This is a genomic window from Pseudanabaena sp. PCC 7367, from assembly GCF_000317065.1.
Lineage (GTDB): Bacteria > Cyanobacteriota > Cyanobacteriia > Pseudanabaenales > Pseudanabaenaceae > Thalassoporum > Thalassoporum mexicanum.
This window is the reverse complement of record NC_019701.1, coordinates 4,526,854-4,544,980: the sequence shown is the minus strand read 5'-3', so window position 1 is coordinate 4,544,980 and position 18,127 is coordinate 4,526,854. Positions and strand designations below refer to the sequence as shown.

Genomic DNA, 18,127 nt, shown 5'->3' with positions numbered 1-18,127 from the left:
TACGATTGTCAAGCTAAACCTGGCTCCAAGCAATTATTTTGAGTCTCCATGTTATCTCGCTCAATATTTCGATCGACATATTGATATTTAGATTGATCTCCGATATTTAGATTGATCTCCAGCGATCGGTGATAATAAATCAAGGTTTTTGAGCGGCGATCGCCCAAGTTTAGACTTTAGCTTTCAGCAAGATTAGGGCAAAATTAGTTGATTAGTTAATTAGTTATCTGAGTGATGTCGCAAGTATCACAACCATGCATTTAAAAGGTTCTGGACTGTTGAAAATTCTGGCTCCCTTTGGTTTGGGTTTGGGCATATTAATTGGCAGCGCCAGCATGGGTGCTATGCCGGTTTATGCCGATGGCAGTCTGGCGACAGTTTCCAGGCGCGGTAATTTACGGGTTGGCATCGATGCGTCGATCGGTGGCGCTTATATGTTCTGGAATCCTAAAACCCAATACTACGACGGGTTTGAATGGGAAATCATCGAAGCGATCGCCGCCAAGTTAGATGTGGCACCCCGGCCAATTAATATTCCCTGGGCTAGCCAAACCAATAGTTTATTAATGGGCGATGTGGATTTGATCCTGAGTGTAAGGGAAACTGGTGGGCTGGAATCCGACCCCAATCAAGATGAATTTGCAGAATCAATTCCCTACTACCAAACCTCTCAGCGGCTTTTGGTGCATAAAGACACCACTAATGTTAATTCACTCCGGGATCTAATTGGCAAACGGGTGGGAGTAATCGCCAATAGTGGTGGTGCAGCCATAGTTGAGACCTATAACAACAATCGTGGTAATGCCGTAAGGCTGTTTGCATCCCGCGATCTCGATCGCATGATTGCTCAGCTTCGAGCCGGGCAACTGGATGCCATGCTATTAGACGAACCAATTGCGGTGTGGCAGGTGCGCGAAGATCCGAACTTGCAAATTAGCGGCGATCGCTTTTTGCCAATTAACCTGGTGGTCATAGTTCGGCAAGGAGACGAGACCTTAAAAGCAGCGCTCGATCGCGCCATCATTGAATTACAACAAGAGGGTAAACTAGAATCTATTCTTAGGAGATGGAAACTGTGGTACAACAGTCGAGAGTTTTTGCAATCAACCGAGGCATCGCCAAATATAACATTAAGGATCACTATGCAGTTCTGGGATTACCACTGATTGTTGAACCAAGGCTGATCCGCAAAAAATTTATGAAGCTGGCCAAAACGCTGCATCCAGATGTGTTTGGCCGCACCGCCGCCGAGAAAGATCTGGCTACCAATTACTTTGCCAAAATGATCAGCCCTGCCTATGAGACGCTGAGTAATGAAAAAGAGCGCAACGAATATTTTGCAACGATTCGATTGCTAGGGCAGGATCTCAAAAAGCGATCGGAAGAAATTGAATTGGAAGCGCCAGAGGCCAAAAAACTCTATCGTTATGCCCATGAGACCACTTATCTGCAAGCAGTTGCTGATATGGCAGAGCAGCAATATGGCTCCCTTGACAAAATATTAGACAATACGGCCATTTTAAGTGAGTTTAACCTGGTGTTTTTGATGACCCAGGACTCGATCTGCCCGCCGGTGAATGTACCGACGCGACCTGAACCAACTGGTGGTCTGGATGGTACGCCGCCACCAAAGAAAAAGTCAAAGGCAGCCCGCAATATCAAGCTAGGCGAATTATATGTGGCCAAAAAACAATGGGCAGAAGCGCTGAAAGAGCTTAAGGCAGGTGAAAAGCTCGATAATGCTAATGCCAAGTTATATGCCCTGTTGGGCGTGGTTTACTTTAATCAAAAAGTGCTGAGTATGGCCAAGGCAAATCTCCAAAAGGCATTAAAAATCAATGCCAAAGAGCCCCTTGCCCTGGAGTATATGGAAGAAATAAAGCGAGCTAGCAGAGCTAGTGCCCAAAAAGCCAAGCAATCGAAAAAGGGGGGTGGCTGGTTTGGCCTAGGACGGAAATAGGCCAGGAGTAGGCTGGGAGCAAGCTGACCTTGATCTTACAATTACAAATTACGATCGCAATTAATTAACTTATAGCTAATTATTAGCCAAAGCGCCTAATCACTTCGCCATCAGCACGACGAACCAATAACTCGATCGCCAGTGGGCTACCCGTAAAGATCGGGCTTTTGGTTACCACCTGGATCGTGAAAGGAAAGTCATAATCATTTATTTCATCTAATAACTCATTCAGAGCTTTCTGGGAAAATACACCAACTCTGCCTGTGATTGGATCATAGACAATGCCTTCTTGTTTGGCGCGGAAGTTTGCCAATGAAAATAGCTGACTGACTCGATCTTCTTTCTCGGCAAAACTTAGATCGGCTTCAAAGTTAAGTGAGGCAATCACATCGCCCTGATTAAAAATAATTTGATTGGGGGTCACATCAGCTACGATCGCCACGCTGGTTTCCTGGCGCACATAGTTACCCGCCGAAAGCAACCGAATTACATAGCTGCGGCCATCACCGATCCGATCGAGCAAGTTATTTAATTGGGTTTCCGTAACCGTAATTACTGGCTCAGTTGGTGCTTGACCGGGCAGAAAACCCAGCAATTCGATCGAATTACGATTGGCCTCTTGTACCAGCCCAGTGATTGCCTGTCTTAGTTCCGAGCGCGATAGTTCTGGGAAAGTGACTGCCGCTGCCAGCACCTGATCCGCTTGAATTGCGACACTACCTCGTCGCAGGGCTTGAATACTCTCAGAGAGGCGATCGCGGCTATATTCTAGATTCTCAACTTCCCTGGCTAGATCCGATCGCTGGGTCGAAATTTCATTGAGGCGATTTTGGGCACTGTCGATTTTTTCGCGTAAAGCCTGGCGATCGTTGCTGATTTGTTCCAAACTAGCTTCTAATTCAGCCTGTTCACCTTGAAGTTGGGTACTTTCAATTTTTAATTGCTCACTCTCGGCCAGGATCTCTTCTTGCTCACTCAACAAACTAGCCACTTCATCAATCAGCTCTTGCTCTTGTTCTAGCACCTGATTGAGCTTTTCCTGGGTCTGCAATAATTGCCCTTGGGCATCTTCTAGTTGCTTTTCGGTTTCCGCCTGTTTAACCAACGAAGCAGACAAAGAACGATTGATAATATCTAGCTCGGCCTGGGCTTCCTCGCGCTGGGCTTTGGCATCATTTAATTCTGTTTCGATTCTTTCCTGTTGGGCACGGGCATCCGCCAGATCGGCACGAATACTTTCCAGGCGAAATAAGCCATCGCGCAGTTGACTGCTAGTAATTAGCAGCACTCCCAAAGTGGAAGCGGAAATGACCCCACCGGTTACGATCGTAATCAGGGTAGCGGTTTTTTTGGGTCTTAAATTAAAAATACTAAGACGAGCTTTCCCCACCTTAGATCCAATCCGATCGCCAGCCGTAGCAATAATACCGCTAAGGACTAGGATCGCCACAATTAGCACATAACCAGCCATTTAGACCCTCACACCTGATGTTTCAATCTTATCACCAGGTTTTTTCTGAATTCAAAAATACGCAAACAATCAGCAGCGCCAGCGATGAATCAATTCTAGTAAAGCCTGAGTAATCAAGCTAAATCAACTGAAATTAATTTCACTCACCCCATAAAAACTAAGCCAATCGCAATCAACCGCAAATAACTGCCGATCGATTCGAGTTAGGCTTCAACCTGTTATTTAGTCTGGGCTTTAGTCTGGGCAGATTAACCCCATTCAGCCAAGCCAGCGATCCTGCCTGAGATCTTCGCGTCAAAGTGCAGCTTATAGCCCAATCCTGTCGGCTTTATGTTTGACATTTCCATGATTACACTGAGATATGACAACTAACCTCATAACCTCAGTGCAGCAGTCAGGTAGGATTTAATCGCTCTAATCCCTAGCTAAACACCGATCGAACAGATATCGAAATATCGAACAGACACAGTTATCTAACTACAATATGATTGGCTTACTTAACTCACTTTAATGCAATTAATGCAACTGCCTTAGATCATGCAAAAGCATAAGCTAACCTCAAACAAGCGCCGATCGCCAAGCGAAAGGTTAACGATTAATAGATCGAAACCAACCACTGACCCAAATATTGAAACAGGGGATTAGCCTCGGTTCCCAATGCTTGCACCTCTATACGATACATGCCTGCATGTCTTGGATTTGTAACACTTTTGGCAACAATTTCGATTTCTTGATTGGGCAGCGCCGCGATCGGTTCGACAAATTCAATTCTGATATTATTCAGTTCCCGATCGACCGAAATATCTCTAACCTCATACTCCTCCTTGGAGCGGCGATTACGCACAGTGAGTTTGCGGGGCACAAAGGCACTTCTAAACTCTTGAGGATAGACAATTTGCACTTCCGCTACTGCCCTGCTATCTGGCAAGGTCGCATAAAACTTGATGTAGTTGCGGCTAGCACCGGGGTTTTTATTGCGAATCACATAGGGCAAATTGTTTTCTTTGTTGCCAAACAGCACAATATTATTTTGCGCCTTGGCCACGGATGGTTTCAGCATCGAAGCAGTGAATCCAGAGCCAAGCACTGAAAGTAAGGCGATCGCGGTTGCAATGGTTTTGGTCAGTTTCATAGGGGGTAATCGGGCTAGAGTCTTAGATTTAACTAGTTGGTTGAGCTAATCCGGTTGAATTGGGGCTGGTTCGATCGCTTTGAGATTGCTCGCAGGTATTTAAACCTATCTTAATCTACGCAACTTTACTTTAATTAGATTTAGGCTATTTAAGCAAGTCGATCGAAATTCTGGTTTAGCTTAATGATTGCTGCGGTTTGTTCAAATTACTGTCTTACTTAGACGTTAGCGATTTAAACGATCTGATTGATCTGGCTGATCAAGCATTTGCCTTATATAGATCATGCTTAGTAGCGGACGCAGTTATGGGGCAAAAGTTCCTGCGATCGATTGCTGGATCAATCTAGCTTCAATCTCAAAAGATTTGTAGCCTGCTACATTGTCCGACCTTACCACTGTTAAAATAAGCATCGCTAAACTAATCAAAAAACTAGCCTACTAAACTAAATTTATTTTTAGCTAGCCGATCGAACAGTATAGATTCCTCGCCTAAACGCTAGTGATCAGATAGATTAAGTCTTAGGCCAAAATCTTTGATTCCTCCGATCGCAGGATTTGGGCTTTTGGCAGAAATCTGAGATCTAATGTCGCTGCCTTAATTCAAGCTATTTTAGTTCAAGCTAATTCCATTGACCCCATTAATTTAAATTTCAAAGGCAAAATTGTATGTTCTGGGCAGATAAGCTCGCCGCCAGTGCAAACGGCGCACAGATAGTTAATGATTCTAAGACCCCATCCGGCCGTGTCCATGTCGGATCGCTGCGTGGGGTAATTATTCATGATGTGATCGATCGCGCCCTAAAACATGCAGGCAAGCCGGTTAAGTTTATCTATGGCGTGGATGACTATGACGCGCTCGATACTACGCCCAAATATTTAGACCAGGCCAAATTCAAGCCCTATCTGGGTTATCCGCTGTGTAACGTGCCTTCGCCCGATGATAGCGCCAGCGACTATGCCAAATACTTCATGGCTGAGTTTTTGCAGGTATTTGATTATCTGGGTGTAAAACCAGAGGTCTATTGGCTGCGGGATCTCTATCGATCGGGACAGTTGAATGAATATATTGATATTTTCCTGAATAATGCCCATTTGATCCGCGAGGCTTATTTAGAAGTTAGCGGCGCAAAGCGGGCGGAGAACTGGTATCCATTCCAGGCGATCTGCGAAAATTGCGGCAAGATCGCCACCACCGTTGTGACTGACTACAAAGATAAACAGGTTTTTTATACCTGTGAGCCCAACGCCACCAACTGGACAGAAGGCTGTGGCCATTCCGGTTGGGTCTCGCCCTTTGATGGTAATGGCAAACTACCCTGGAAAGTGGAATGGGTGGCAAAATGGCGTTTGCTGGGTGTAAGCATTGAAATGGCTGGTAAAGATCACTCCCAAAAGGGGGGATCGCGGGATGTGGCCAATGCAATCTGCCGTAAGGTATTTGGTGAGCAACCGCCCTATCACTCGCGCTATGAGTTTATTCTGGTCGGTGGTACGAAGATGAGTTCATCGAAGGGGGTGGGTTCCAGCGCCAGGGAGATCGCTGCCTTGCTGCCACCGGAGCTATTGCGATTTTTGATGCTGCGAACGCCACCCAAAACCGCGATCAACTTTTCGCCCGACTATGAAAACATTACCCGGCTGTTCCGTGACTATGACACCCTGTTTGAAAAACTGGTGCAGGGCACAGCCAAAAAGCCCGAAGAACTAGTGCCGCTCACCTATGCCCAACTGGAGGGAGAACCCAAGCCCTACCAGACGATCGACTTTAGTACATTGATCTCACTGCTGCAAATCCCCCACATTGAGATCGAAGCGGAGATCGCTAAGCGGGTTGGTACATCAATGAGCGATCATGATTGGCAGGTTACCCGCAGCCGGATCGCCGTTGCCCAAAAATGGCTGGCCGATTATGCCGATGAGGAAGAAAAGCTGGTTTTGTATATGGACAATGTGCCAGAACAGATTAACCAACTTTCAGGCGAGCAAGTTTCCTATCTCGGTCAGTTAGCCCAGGTACTAGGCGATCTCGACAACTGGGATGGCGACGAGTTGCAAACAGCTTTGTTTAGTACCTCCAAGCAGATGGAACTAGGCGCTAAGCAGGCTTTCTCGGCGGTTTATTATGCTTTCTTGGGCAAAGAACGAGGCCCGAAGGCAGGCAATATGTTGTCCTGGTTACCAAAGGATTTTGTGGTGACCCGCTTAAACGATGTAAATAAACTAGCTGGCTCAGCCAATGCCAATTAACACAATCAGCAGGTACAGGTGATCATTATGGCGACAATTTTAAGAGATTTGAGCTATCGCTATCAGTGGCTCTATGATGGAATCTCTGGGCTGGCAGCGCTGAGCGTGGGCGGTGAGAAACGATTTCGGCATTTGTTTTTGCGGGATATCACGATCGAAGAGGATTCCCACGTTTTGGATCTATGTTGCGGCAGCGGCCAATCGACGGAAATCCTGGTGGCCAGATCGCCCCATGTGGTGGGTTTAGATGCATCGCCAATGTCTCTGGCCAGGGCTAAGCAGAATGTACCCCAGGCAGAATATGTGGAAGCATTTGCCGAGGATATGCCCCTGGAAGATGACTCCTTTGATCTGGTGCTTACCAATACGGCGCTCCATGAGATGCAACCAGATCAACTCCAGCAAATTCTCAAGCAGGTTTATCGGGTGCTGAAGCCAGATGGAGTCTTTACGATCGTGGACTTTCATCGTCCTACCAACTGGCTATTCTGGTTACCTTTGGTGATGTTTCTGTGGTTGTTTGAAACGGAAACGGCCTGGCAATTGATCGAAACCGATCTGGTGAAAATGCTGCGGCAAACTGGTTATGTGGTTGACTATAAGCGCCTGTATGCGGGTGGTAGTTTGCAGATTATTTATGCCCATAAGCCCGCGCCCAAGAATGAAGCAGAGCCAGAAGCCGAGGCGATCGCTGTTGATCAAGCTGCCGCTCCAGATGATCTACCCGTCGCGGTTAATGTGCCATTAGTTACCACAGAGCCACAAGCCCAGGAGGCGATCGCTGTTGATCAAGCCGCTGAAGCTGAATTGGATGATATGACCGATGAAACCGAGCAAGCTGATATTGACAACGAATCAGCCGAGATCATTGAATATACTGAACAGATTGAGGATTCTACTCCAGATTAGGCTTGGGTTAATTTGAGTTCAACGCATTGATTAAGCTGGACTTTGATTGACTGATCGAACTGAACGATCTAGAAGGCGATCCCAGGCTAAGATAGCTAGAATGAAATAAATAAACCGAAATAAATTAGCATGGTGATATTTCTACATTGGCGATCGCCACAAGATTAGACCTAGTTTCAGCAATGCCTAAGATTCCCGATTGCGATCGTTGTATTTATTTTTCCCATAGCCGTTTTTTGGTCTGTGCGATTCATCCCACCGGACCAGTTGAGCAATCATGCGCGGATTTTGAGTCGGCTGAGCTGTGGCAGCCCGAAGACCCTACCAGCTACGAAGATATTCAAAACCTGGACGAAATCTACTGGCATCCCTTGTTTACTGGCGAATGCCCTGAATGCGGTTATAAGTTTTCCCGCTATCGATTGCCGCCCCTGAAGTGGAAATGCATTGCCTGTGGCTGGGATGATCTGGGCTGACCTGGGCTGATCAGGGGCATGAATTTGATTAGATTTCTGATGGGGAGGCATAACCCGCTACATTGTCTGTTTTGTTAGGGCTAGCCAAGCATAAAAATACCCAGGAATGAAAATGCAGGTACAAAAATAGCTGATTTTGTCAGTTAATGCTTGACATGTTTTAAACGAGTATTTATGATTTCATTAATGATTTTATGAAATAACAAATAAACCAAGTTATTTTGTTCCCTACGATCGCATTGCCCTCGCCCATTAAAAAAAGAGCAACTAAATTAATGCTGTTTAGTCATTCCCCGTGACTATGCTTGCTGCTGATCGGTTTGCTCATTGGCCTTAACTTGTTGAAGCTCACTTGATTGAGGCTCTGTCAATAAGACAGCTTAGGGAGCAAAAATACCAGAAATATCAAAAGTAAAAATGTGCATGGATATGTTTACACATATGTGTGCCGATCGGAACTGATCGCAAAATCCCATTTGTGTCAGTTCAGGTTTCATAGTGGCTAACTATAGGGTGGCAGCCAATTAATTGCTTGCTGATTGAAAAACTAATAACTGAGGATTGCCTCTAGTAACCATGACTTACAAAAAACAACTGCATCCCTGGAGTATTGTGCGTAGCCTGGCAGGAGGTCAAAAAATCTCTGTGGGTAGGTTCCGGCGCTACAACGATGCCAGCTCACACTTGCTGTTCCTGGGGCGGATCATGCCAACACTTGACCATTCAATTGTGTTTGACCCAATGGACAGATTACATGCCGATGACCCAAATTCCAAGGAGTTGGAGCAGGCCGGATCCAAACAAAGTATCGATCGCGGTGAACAAACCCAGCCTGAAACAGCCTCAACTCAGCCAGAGGTAGGGGTTGTTCTTGAGCAGGCGCAACCATATAAACCTACGATCGAACCAGTCCTAACCCCGAAAAAGAGGCGATCGGCTAGAAGTTTGCGCTTAGTGGAATAATAAATACCACGCTTGAAAAAGCACTAACCATCACAAACCTACCCATCCCTTAACCCAAACTGCCCTAATCCACCCCCATCTGATACCGAAAAATGCAGTAGCCACCGCCATTTGCTCTAAGTAAGCCTGCGTAAATAGTGATTGAATCATGGTAGCGATCGAGGCTACCTTTTTAGTATCAACTTATAGATTTATAGATTTGAATATCTAGTTAAGCGATTCAAACCATAAAGCAGAGTAGTGATCGCTCAATTGCAAATCTAAGATAAATAGCCAGGCTTGAATACCTTAATTTAGCTTTCAATATTTAGCTTTCAAGCTGAGATTTAATTGATCGCTTATTAGCATAACCATTGGCTTTACCTTTAATCAAAGTTCATTAAGCTGACTGGAACTCAATAACTTCCAAATAAGCTTTAAATAAAGGAATTGCGATCGATTCCAGCTTGGTATTTAACAGTCAAGAAGCCTGCGATCAGCGGTTAAATCATTTCAACAATTGAACAATTAATTGGGCATTGGAGTACAAAGTTTTGCTGTTCCCTGCTTTTAGGTGGTTTAAGGGCGGTGGAATTAGTTGGGGGTAGATTTAAGGAATTATGGAAGCGGAGTTTGTGTATCTGAGTGAGGGGGCAGATAATGTCATCCTGGTGGAACAAGTTGCCTTTACGGAGAGCGATCGCTTGTTTGATGACCCTGGTAATGTCAGTGTTACCAGTGGTTTAGTTGTTTTTGGCTTGGGTGGTGATGACGCGATTCAAGGCAGGGCAGAAGCCGCTGAATTGATCAATGGGAATAGCGGCAATGATACGATCGTGGGCTGGGGTGAAGCCGATACTTTGCTTGGTGGCCAGGGTGATGATGTATTGTTTGCTGGTTATTTTAATACCCCGTTTACAGCCAGCACCGCCCCCATAGAAATATTTGATTTTGCCTCTGCTACCCTGAAGGGCAATCTGGGCAGCGATTTGATCATTGGCGGTCGGGGAGCAGATCTACTGCTCGGTGGTGCTGATCATGACACAATTATTGGTAATGAAGGTGCAGACTTTATCGCTGGCGATAGCGGTAATGATGTGCTGACCGGTGGAGAGGGCAGCGATCGCTTCTTCCTCAGACCCTCAGACGGGGTTGATATTATTACAGACTTTAATGCGGCTCAGGATTTTATTGTGTTGGGTCAGGATATTCTGGCGATCGATGGTTTGATCGCTGATTTTGAACAGATTGCCCTACCGAGTTATATTGACCTGACTCAGCAAGGGGCAGATGTGATTGTGGGCACAACGCTGTTTGGCGATATGGCGATCGTGCAGAATGCTAGCGTGGCTCAGGTGGCTAACCAGTTTGCGATTCCTGTCTTCGATAATTTAGTTTGACCACAATTTAGAATCTTAATTGAAGATTCAGACATCGCCTTCCTTAAAACTAGATCTGCCTATATTCAACTGATTTTTGTTGAGATCATTGTCAGTTCTGGGTCAGTTCTGGATTATGCAATCCCAATCCCAAAGAATCTGATCCAGTGATTTAGAACCTATCATATTTTTTCTGAGCGATTATTAACCTGTAGCGACCTAAACAAGTTTATATACTGCTGTGTCTGCTGGTGTAATGGATATTCTTTCAGGGCAATTTGCCGACAATTCGTTGCCATTTGAGCTAATTGATCTGGATTATCAAGTAGCTCCATAATCCGATCGCGGAAATCCAGGGCATTGTTTGGCGCTGCTAATGCCCCGGTAATCCCTGGCCTGACTAGATCGCTTACACCACCAACCCGAAACGATACCATTGGTGTACCGCAAGCTAAACTTTCTTGAAGTACCAACGGCAAGTTATCAGCCCTGGTGGGTACTAAAACCAAGTCAGCCGCGTTATATACCACCGCCTTAAGGCGATCGCCACTGGCATATCCCAAACTCAAATTAGCGATCCCCACGGCCTGGGCAATTTCCGCTCCCCCATCCCCCAGGGTTAATAGACATAAATCCTGCTTTAGTGAAGCGGGTATGGCTTGCAGAGCGGCAATTAATAAGTCGCCACCTTTACGAGGTTCGCTGAGTGAATGAGCACCAAATAACAATATTTTTTTATGCTCAGGAACCCCCAAAACACTGCGGCATTGGGATTGGTCGATCGGGCGGTAAGCATTGGTATCGATGCCATAGGGAATATGATGAATGGGCAAATGCATGAACATACTTTGCCTTGCCTGCTCGGCGAGCCACTTACTAGGCGCAACGATCGCCATATTGAGGTTTGGCCAGGTTCTAATTTTGCGCTGCCAGATCCAGTGCGATAAATCATTTTCCTTATTACTATGTAACTGTGGGCAAGTGCCACATTTTTGTTGATAGCGATCGCAATCAAAACTATAGTGGCAGCCGCCAGTAAATGGCCACATATCATGTAAAGTCCAAACGATCGGCACTTGAAGCACCTGTTGCAGTCTTGCCAGATCTTCGATCCGCAAAAAGCTTTCACACACCCAATGCAAGTTGAGAATATTTGGTTTGAGATTAATCACCCGCTCAACCAGATTATTGGGAAGCCATTGCAGTGAATAGGTGGTGCGATCGCGGTGCGGATAGCGTTGCAACAACAGGCGATCGATACTGGGGGCAATTTTAGCCCATCCCTTACCCAGCTTAGTTTGGCTAGTAACCACCCTGTGATCATCGCTCAGCTTTTCTTGCACCAGCATTTGCGATTCGATGCCAAGCTGGGTTAAACCCTGATGTAAGCGATAGGCGGCGATCGCTGCGCCACCACCAAGATCGCTCGCACTAAGAAGTAGCGGTTTAATTGGGTTCATACGCTAACGAATAAAAACGCCTAAAAATTATGGCTTAATTGCTTCGACAAAGATGGAATTGGGTCGCAGGACTTGGCCATCTTTGTAGTCTAATTCGTAGCGATCGAAATCAGGGATCTGGCTGGTAGTGGCGCTGAGAAAGCTAATCTGGCTAAAGCCAACCTGCTCTAATAGCCGTGCCAGCGAGCAGCGATCGTACATCCATTGATGAATTTCGCCCGCAGTTCTAAATAGACCTATTTCAAACGCATTGCTGGCCTCTTTCCCCGCCACCAGCCAGACTAGTTGCCTTGCGATCGCCACGCGCACTTTTTGCCACAGCGATCGGATTGAACTGGTGCGTAACTTGTGCCAGCGGGACGGAACAGGCGACTGCAATGCAGCTTGATAGCGATCGAGCTCAGCACCAATTCGACTCCGCACAAACTCACTTTGCTCCGGCTGCAAGTTGGCTAAATATGCACCCATCTCACCGCCCGTTTGCGATCGCACCGATTGTTCTAATAGCTCCAGCATGATCCAATCATAGTTTGCCCATAATTCAGGTTGGGAATCTAAATCATCTGTCGTTTCCGATATTTCTGGATCTAAGCGGGGCATCTGAGCCAGTTTGGATTTTGCTGAGCTAGTGGTGTTATGCGGCTCTGTACCTTGATTTTCACTGGTAATATGATTGGCATCTGCAGATATACCATTGGCAAGTTCAGTTTTGAAGGTCTGCTCATCACCAGATCGCTCAATCTTATTAGCCCAATAGGCTCGATCTAATTGATCCAGTAATTCCAAGTAATGCCTGGCGATCGTTTCTAAATCCGGCACCACAACCCGCAGAATTCCACCCGACTGCAAAACCCGCCAGCATTCCCGTAGTGAATTAAATGCTTGACCGCGATCGAGATGTTCCAAAAAATGCGAGCTATAACAAGCCACAAAGGAATGATCGGCATAGGGCAATCCCTGGCGCAGATCGTGGGCTTGGACGTGGCGGCGATCGGCAGCAACCATATCAATATTCACCCAATCTGGGTGGTAGATGCTGCCACAACCCATATTTAGCATTTGACTTGAAGAAGAAGAAGGTTGCATAGAGCTGGGACAGTAATAACGGGCAGCGATTAATTAGAAAGAATAATTTAAAGCAGCATGGTGAGCTAGTGCTTGCTAATAAGGGAGTGGTTTAAGCCAAAAACTGAGCTTAGTTAAAGCTCTAATCGGCCAACTTGCCTTAATTGCCTGTTGTTGGCCATCCTTTTGCATAATCACATCAAATAGAGTACGACGTTTAACATATTTAAATGTATCGCCATAAGACCTGAAAACAAAGCCATACTTGATCCAATCTTCTGGATTGTGTGGCACGTCTGGTAGTTCTTGTGTTTCAATATAGCGCCTTAAGATATCAATGAATTGGCCATGACTTTTGGGCCTAATCACAGAAGCCAGATCTTCATAAATAGTCCTACCCATCAAGATTGAAGGCTTTTGGGCATAAACTGCCTCAATTCCCACCGAAGAACCAAACGAAATTACTAAATCACAATTATCGATCAAGGCGTAGGTACTAATTGATGATTCTGCCGGAATTACTTCTAGATTTTTGAATTTAGGGGCGATCGAATTAATATGCTGAGTTTGCGAATTGTCAACACCCTTCAAATTGGGATGAACCCGCAAATAAAACTGAGCTGATTGACAGTCGGCAAATGTAGTCAAGAGCTTGTCTAGGGCTTCAGCTTGATTAACATAGAAGGGATTTTGCCATTCGGCGATCGCCTCAAATTCATCTTCGGAAGAATTAAAAATAGCAATGTTAACCTTTTGCTCATGAGTGGTGGCGATCGCCTGGGTCAGACTTTCTGGCAGTAGACCCAACTGCTGAGTAGCAGTGAAGTTGTATACATCCTGCTTATTGCGATTGCCTTCAAACCATTGTTTAGCGATCTTAGTTTTTTGCTCCTTGCTCAGTGGTGAGTTAGCATAGGTTTCCTCAACCATTTGCTTACGCAGGGATAGATCATATAAATAATTATTATGAATGGTAAAATATTTATCTAAGACACCCGCTGCTTCATGCACAATTATGTCGTTGATTTCTAACTTCTGGGCGGCACGGAGAGCAGGACGCAAGGGGGAAAATCTACCGTTGTAAATCACTACTACATCGGGATTAATAGTAGTAAGGTGATTAATCATGGCAAAGTGAACGATCGCCGCGGTGAGCAGATTTTGCTTAATGATGCCCTGGTATTTGTCAACATCTGGATATGGCTCCCTTAATAGGGAAATAACTGAGCTAAGTGCAGCCATACCGATATCAGAACCCTCTAGTTCAATTGCTTTAAGTTGGCTGAGGGATTTGATTGAGATTTCGTTGAGGGATTCTAACTGTTGTTCTTGCGCTGGCGTAAGGTTATATATATTGGCGGTAGTGAAGCGATCGCGTCCCACCCAGTCAATGCCAGCCTGACCACGTGACTTGCAATGTAAACAGCCACTCAGGCGATGGTCAGGGTTGAGAGTGCAAGTAGGTAAGCTCCCATCACAGGTGAGCAGAATTACGTCATCACCTTTTTGTAAATGTTGTTCAATTAGATCTAGCTCAGTTTCAAAATGGGGAGTTGAACCGGCTAAGGGGCTATAGAATAGAACTTTCATAATTAAGCTGGCGATCGTATCTTAGGCAAAATCCAAATAGGGTACTAAAAAATTGTTAGACAGATACTACTGCTCAGTATCCCAACTTACTGAGTGTTTTCCGATACTTGAAATTAAATTCTCGCATATGTTTTTCGCTGAGGTATTGCCTATAGTTACCAACCTTTTGTTTCCAGAAGAAACGCTGATCAATCTTTGTATTCGTAGAGGCTAGATCTATAGCATTACGCAAACTCGCACTATCTTTACCAAATAAGTCGGCTAATGGGTCGAGTGTAGATAAAGGTTGATGATGTATATCTTCATATTTAATGATTAATGATTGATATTGATCTGCCTGCTGGTACCGCTTTAACCAGGCATTGATGTGATCTAACCAAGAACCACCGCACATCTTCGTAAAGGCATTATTGCCAATTGCAAATTTGTTAATGTAATGATCAATATATGCGTCAATTTCTCCAGTTTGCTTAAGCTCATCAACTGATTTTAAGTCCCCGTTAAAAAAGAACTCGCTCATTTTCTGTGAGTATAAAAAGTTAAGCGAGGAAATAAGCACATCTAATGGGTGGCGGTAGATATAGATAAATCCATGATTTTGAATCCTTAATGCCCTAGTAGGGGAAAATAAATACTTCGGGAAATCGAGCGTATGAGTTTTGACTAGAATAACTTTTTCACCATTGTAATAGAAATCATTCGCCAAGTCAAAAACCCTATCGCGATCGAAATGCGCACCAGGAATTACTTTTCGGCCTTCATATCCATTCAGTCTTGCGATTATCTCTCGAAGCCATGTATTACCAGAGCGTGGATAAGAAACAACCCAAACAACTTTTTTTACATTGTCTTGATCAAATAAATTGACGAGTGTACCTACTCCATCATAGAGCTTATTCCTGACGGTATTTTTGGCCTTGGATAATAATAATTTCATGCTGAGCTATTGTTTAAACGTGATTTCAATGGCTTAGAAAGCGATCGCTAACAAATCCAGTCTAACGCCAGCAATTAAAGATTAGGAGATCAAACCCACATTCCGCGGTTAAGAAATAAAATAAGGTAATTTTGAAAAAGCCGAATCGAGCCAGTGGAAATTGCAGTAGAAAACCTAGACCATCTGGGCATTGTGGCCGGACTCATCGATGAGATGGGTTTGGTCGATTGTATTAACAACAGTGTAGGCAGGCATCCAAAGGAGATCGTAAGCCCAGGTCAGGTAGTCAAAGCAATGATTCTGAATGGTCTGGGATTTGTGAGTGCGCCGTTGTATTTGTTTGAGCAATTTTTTGTAGGCAAAGCCACATTTGCCAGTACGCTCAGGTCATTCAGGTCAAGCTGGAATTTTGAGCAGGTAGAGTTATTTGTGTGTGATAGTGCCCTTTACTCGCAACAGAATCTAGAGCTGCTGGGCGATTCACCCTGGTTGTCGAGAGTACCCGCTAGTCTGAGTGAAGCCAAACAATTGCTATCGACTGACCAGGCAAATTGGTTAAAGCCAGATGAATCTGTGCCAGGTTATCGGATCGCCGTTTTCAGTAGTGAATATGCACAAGTGCCTCAACGCTGGTTGCTGGTTGAAAGTGAGGCACGCCGGTCATCTGACCTGGATAAATTGCAACAGCAATTGCTCAAGCAGCAAAAAGAAGCCCAGGCTAGTTGGCAAAAGCTATCTAAGCAATCATTTGCTTGTGAACCTGATGCCATAGCAGCAGCAGAGCGATTTGCTAGCACCCTCAAACTCTGTTCGCTTGCACAAATCAAGGTAGTTGAGAAAGCTCAATATGCTGGCTCGGGCAGACCGCGCAAGCAGGCAAAACCCAAACAGTTGAGCTATTTTTTGCAAGCCCAAATTGTGCCAAACCAGGCTGCGATTGAGGCTGGGCAACATCGGGCAGGGCGTTTCATTCTCGCCACCAATGTCATCGCTGAAAGCCAACTTAGCCCCCAGGCATGTCTCAATCAATACAAGGCACAGCAATCGGTGGAGCGTGGGTTTCGCTTCCTCAAAGACCCGCTATTTTTCACCTCCAGGGTCTTTATCAAATCTCATCACCGAGTAGCAGCGATGGCAATGGTGATGGGCTTATGCTTGTTAGTCTATTCACTCGGACAGCGCAAGTTACGGCAAGCTTTGGCGCGTGCTGGCGACACGATTGCTGACCAAAGGGGAAAACCTACTGACTGCCCTACCTTACGCTGGGTTTTTCAGTGTTTTCAGGCAGTACATTTGCTCCAAATCGCTGGTGCTAAGCAGATTGCCAATCTTACTGAACAGCGTTCCCGAATCCTGAATTTCCTCGGTGCTCCTTGCCAGAAATATTATCTACTTTGCTGACTAAACCGCGGAATGTCGGTTTTATGCAACGCAACATATCATTAACGTGAGTTCGACGGAGTAGAAAAAGAGACAAGAAAGGCTGAGACTGTTATTGAAGAACTCAAATCTCAGCTATGGCTAAAATTGTATCTCACCTAGATGTAACGCAGATTTTTTGTGATGTAGACGACTTTTGCCAGCAATTTGAACGTCATTGTCAGCAATATCCTCAACTACCGTCAATCCTACGCGAGAAACGCAGTCGCTCACGTATGAGTTTGAGTGAAGTAATGACCATAGTTATTGCCTTCCACGGTTCAGGATTTCGTACCTTTAAGGATTTCTACACACTGTGTGTTGTCCCTCACTGGCACAAAGCGTTTCCCAACTTAGTTAGCTATAACCGTTTCGTTGAATTGATGCCCTGGACATTGATGTTGCTGTGCTGTTTTTTACACACTCGCCAAGGTGAAATAACCGGGATTAGCTTCATTGATTCAACACCTATTGAGGTATGTCATCCCTGCCGTTCCAAGAGCCATCGTGTGTTTGAGGGATTAGTGGGCTGGGGCAAGAATTCTATGAGTTGGCACTATGGCTTTAAATTGCATTTAATTATCAACGAGAGAGGTGAACTACTTGCCTTTAAGCTTACTGCGGGTAATGTTGATGACCGTAAACCAGTGCCAGACTTGGCCAAAGACCTAATTGGCAAGTTATTTGGTGACCGAGGCTATATCTCTCAACCCTTGTTTGAAAAGCTCTTTGAGCAAGGTCTGCAACTAATTACTCGCTACAAGAAAAACATGAAACAGAAATTGGTCAAATTAATCGACAAAATTCTCTTGCGCAAGCGCTCCTTAATTGAAACTGTCAATGACCAGTTAAAAAATATTTCTCAAATCGAGCATTCCAGGCACCGCAGCGTCTGGAATTTCTTGGTTAATCTCTTTGCTGGCTTGACGGCTTATACTTATTTACCTAAAAAGCCTTCTATAGATTTGCAGCATAAAGGCTTGCCTGCTCTACCTCCTGCTATGTTTTAAACTCGTCGAACTGACGTATCATTAGATATTATTTGGATATAGGCCTGCAAAAGAAGTTTACCTGCGATCGGCTCAACCACAGATACCTCAACAACTTTTAAAGCTATTCAAAGCTATCGGCAGGGTAATT

General features: G+C 45.1%; 14 protein-coding genes and 1 pseudogene. 9 read left to right on the top strand and 6 right to left on the bottom strand.

Annotation, left to right across the window (positions count from 1 at the left end):
• Positions 1-254 precede the first annotated feature (254 nt).
• Together PSE7367_RS18310 and PSE7367_RS18305 are read left to right on the top strand one after the other, a co-directional pair.
• The gene (locus PSE7367_RS18310) at positions 255-1,166 is read left to right on the top strand and encodes a substrate-binding periplasmic protein (protein ID WP_015166827.1); all 912 of its coding nucleotides are present in this window, start codon (positions 255-257) and stop codon (positions 1,164-1,166) included.
• Positions 1,076-1,960, top strand: coding sequence for a J domain-containing protein (locus PSE7367_RS18305; protein ID WP_015166826.1), 885 nt, complete (start codon positions 1,076-1,078; stop codon positions 1,958-1,960). The genes PSE7367_RS18310 and PSE7367_RS18305 overlap by 91 nt, the downstream gene beginning before the upstream one ends.
• 82 nt (positions 1,961-2,042) lie before the next feature.
• Here the strand turns inward: PSE7367_RS18305 and PSE7367_RS18300 are convergent, their stop codons facing one another.
• Both PSE7367_RS18300 and PSE7367_RS18295 read right to left on the bottom strand, forming a co-directional pair.
• Positions 2,043-3,431, bottom strand: coding sequence for a DUF3084 domain-containing protein (locus PSE7367_RS18300; protein WP_015166825.1), 1,389 nt, complete (start codon positions 3,429-3,431; stop codon positions 2,043-2,045).
• 595 nt (positions 3,432-4,026) lie between these two features.
• Positions 4,027-4,563 (bottom strand): DUF2808 domain-containing protein, encoded by a 537-nt coding sequence (locus PSE7367_RS18295; protein WP_015166824.1) that lies wholly within the window; start codon positions 4,561-4,563, stop codon positions 4,027-4,029.
• Between the two features lie 666 nt (positions 4,564-5,229).
• Between PSE7367_RS18295 and lysS the strand changes: the two genes are divergently transcribed.
• The 5 genes and pseudogenes from lysS to PSE7367_RS20810 all read left to right on the top strand — a co-directional run bounded on the left by lysS (position 5,230) and on the right by PSE7367_RS20810 (position 10,537).
• Positions 5,230-6,810, top strand: a complete 1,581-nt coding sequence (gene lysS / locus PSE7367_RS18290) for a lysine--tRNA ligase (protein ID WP_015166823.1) — start codon at positions 5,230-5,232, stop codon at positions 6,808-6,810.
• 27 nt (positions 6,811-6,837) lie between these two features.
• Positions 6,838-7,458 (top strand): annotated as a pseudogene (locus PSE7367_RS18285) (class I SAM-dependent methyltransferase); the annotation flags it as partial.
• 443 nt (positions 7,459-7,901) lie between these two features.
• A complete protein-coding gene (locus tag PSE7367_RS18280) occupies positions 7,902-8,195 on the top strand; it encodes a hypothetical protein (protein WP_015166821.1) in 294 nt (97 codons plus the stop codon).
• Positions 8,196-8,771: 576 nt separating this feature from the next.
• Positions 8,772-9,158, top strand: a complete 387-nt coding sequence (locus PSE7367_RS18275) for a hypothetical protein (protein WP_015166820.1) — start codon at positions 8,772-8,774, stop codon at positions 9,156-9,158.
• A 599-nt stretch (positions 9,159-9,757) separates the two neighbouring features.
• The gene (locus PSE7367_RS20810; protein ID WP_015166819.1) at positions 9,758-10,537 is read left to right on the top strand and encodes a calcium-binding protein; all 780 of its coding nucleotides are present in this window, start codon (positions 9,758-9,760) and stop codon (positions 10,535-10,537) included.
• A gap of 161 nt (positions 10,538-10,698) precedes the next feature.
• Here PSE7367_RS20810 and PSE7367_RS18265 read toward each other — a convergent pair whose 3' ends face one another.
• From PSE7367_RS18265 to PSE7367_RS18245, 4 genes are all read right to left on the bottom strand, one after another.
• Positions 10,699-11,976 carry a glycosyltransferase family 4 protein gene (locus PSE7367_RS18265; protein WP_015166818.1) on the bottom strand — a complete coding sequence of 426 codons (1,278 nt, stop codon included), beginning with the start codon at positions 11,974-11,976 and terminating at the stop codon, positions 10,699-10,701.
• A 27-nt stretch (positions 11,977-12,003) separates the two neighbouring features.
• Positions 12,004-13,062: a class I SAM-dependent methyltransferase gene (locus PSE7367_RS20805; protein ID WP_015166817.1), complete on the bottom strand. Its 1,059-nt coding sequence runs from the start codon at positions 13,060-13,062 to the stop codon at positions 12,004-12,006.
• A 75-nt stretch (positions 13,063-13,137) separates the two neighbouring features.
• Entirely contained in the window at positions 13,138-14,631 is a 1,494-nt protein-coding gene (locus PSE7367_RS18250) for a capsular polysaccharide export protein, LipB/KpsS family (protein WP_015166816.1), read from the bottom strand.
• Between the two features lie 73 nt (positions 14,632-14,704).
• Positions 14,705-15,568: a sulfotransferase domain-containing protein gene (locus PSE7367_RS18245; protein ID WP_015166815.1), complete on the bottom strand. Its 864-nt coding sequence runs from the start codon at positions 15,566-15,568 to the stop codon at positions 14,705-14,707.
• Between the two features lie 144 nt (positions 15,569-15,712).
• Here PSE7367_RS18245 and PSE7367_RS18240 point away from each other — a divergent pair, with 144 nt between their 5' ends.
• On the top strand, positions 15,713-16,969 hold the full coding sequence (locus PSE7367_RS18240) for an IS1634 family transposase (protein ID WP_083883869.1): 1,257 nt from the start codon (positions 15,713-15,715) through the stop codon (positions 16,967-16,969).
• A 116-nt stretch (positions 16,970-17,085) separates the two neighbouring features.
• A complete protein-coding gene (locus tag PSE7367_RS18235; protein ID WP_015166165.1) occupies positions 17,086-17,997 on the top strand; it encodes an IS982 family transposase in 912 nt (303 codons plus the stop codon).
• The last annotated feature ends 130 nt before the right edge of the window (positions 17,998-18,127 follow it).

Coding starts and splice junctions, on each gene's coding strand:
- PSE7367_RS18310 (WP_015166827.1), top strand. CDS start 255: ATGCATTTAAAAGGTTCTGGACTGTTGAAAATTCTGGCTCCCTTTGGT.
- PSE7367_RS18300 (WP_015166825.1), bottom strand. CDS start 3,431: ATGGCTGGTTATGTGCTAATTGTGGCGATCCTAGTCCTTAGCGGTATT.
- PSE7367_RS18295 (WP_015166824.1), bottom strand. CDS start 4,563: ATGAAACTGACCAAAACCATTGCAACCGCGATCGCCTTACTTTCAGTG.
- lysS (WP_015166823.1), top strand. CDS start 5,230: ATGTTCTGGGCAGATAAGCTCGCCGCCAGTGCAAACGGCGCACAGATA.
- PSE7367_RS18280 (WP_015166821.1), top strand. CDS start 7,902: ATGCCTAAGATTCCCGATTGCGATCGTTGTATTTATTTTTCCCATAGC.
- PSE7367_RS18275 (WP_015166820.1), top strand. CDS start 8,772: ATGACTTACAAAAAACAACTGCATCCCTGGAGTATTGTGCGTAGCCTG.
- PSE7367_RS20810 (WP_015166819.1), top strand. CDS start 9,758: ATGGAAGCGGAGTTTGTGTATCTGAGTGAGGGGGCAGATAATGTCATC.
- PSE7367_RS18265 (WP_015166818.1), bottom strand. CDS start 11,976: ATGAACCCAATTAAACCGCTACTTCTTAGTGCGAGCGATCTTGGTGGT.
- PSE7367_RS20805 (WP_015166817.1), bottom strand. CDS start 13,062: ATGCAACCTTCTTCTTCTTCAAGTCAAATGCTAAATATGGGTTGTGGC.
- PSE7367_RS18250 (WP_015166816.1), bottom strand. CDS start 14,631: ATGAAAGTTCTATTCTATAGCCCCTTAGCCGGTTCAACTCCCCATTTT.
- PSE7367_RS18245 (WP_015166815.1), bottom strand. CDS start 15,568: ATGAAATTATTATTATCCAAGGCCAAAAATACCGTCAGGAATAAGCTC.
- PSE7367_RS18235 (WP_015166165.1), top strand. CDS start 17,086: ATGGCTAAAATTGTATCTCACCTAGATGTAACGCAGATTTTTTGTGAT.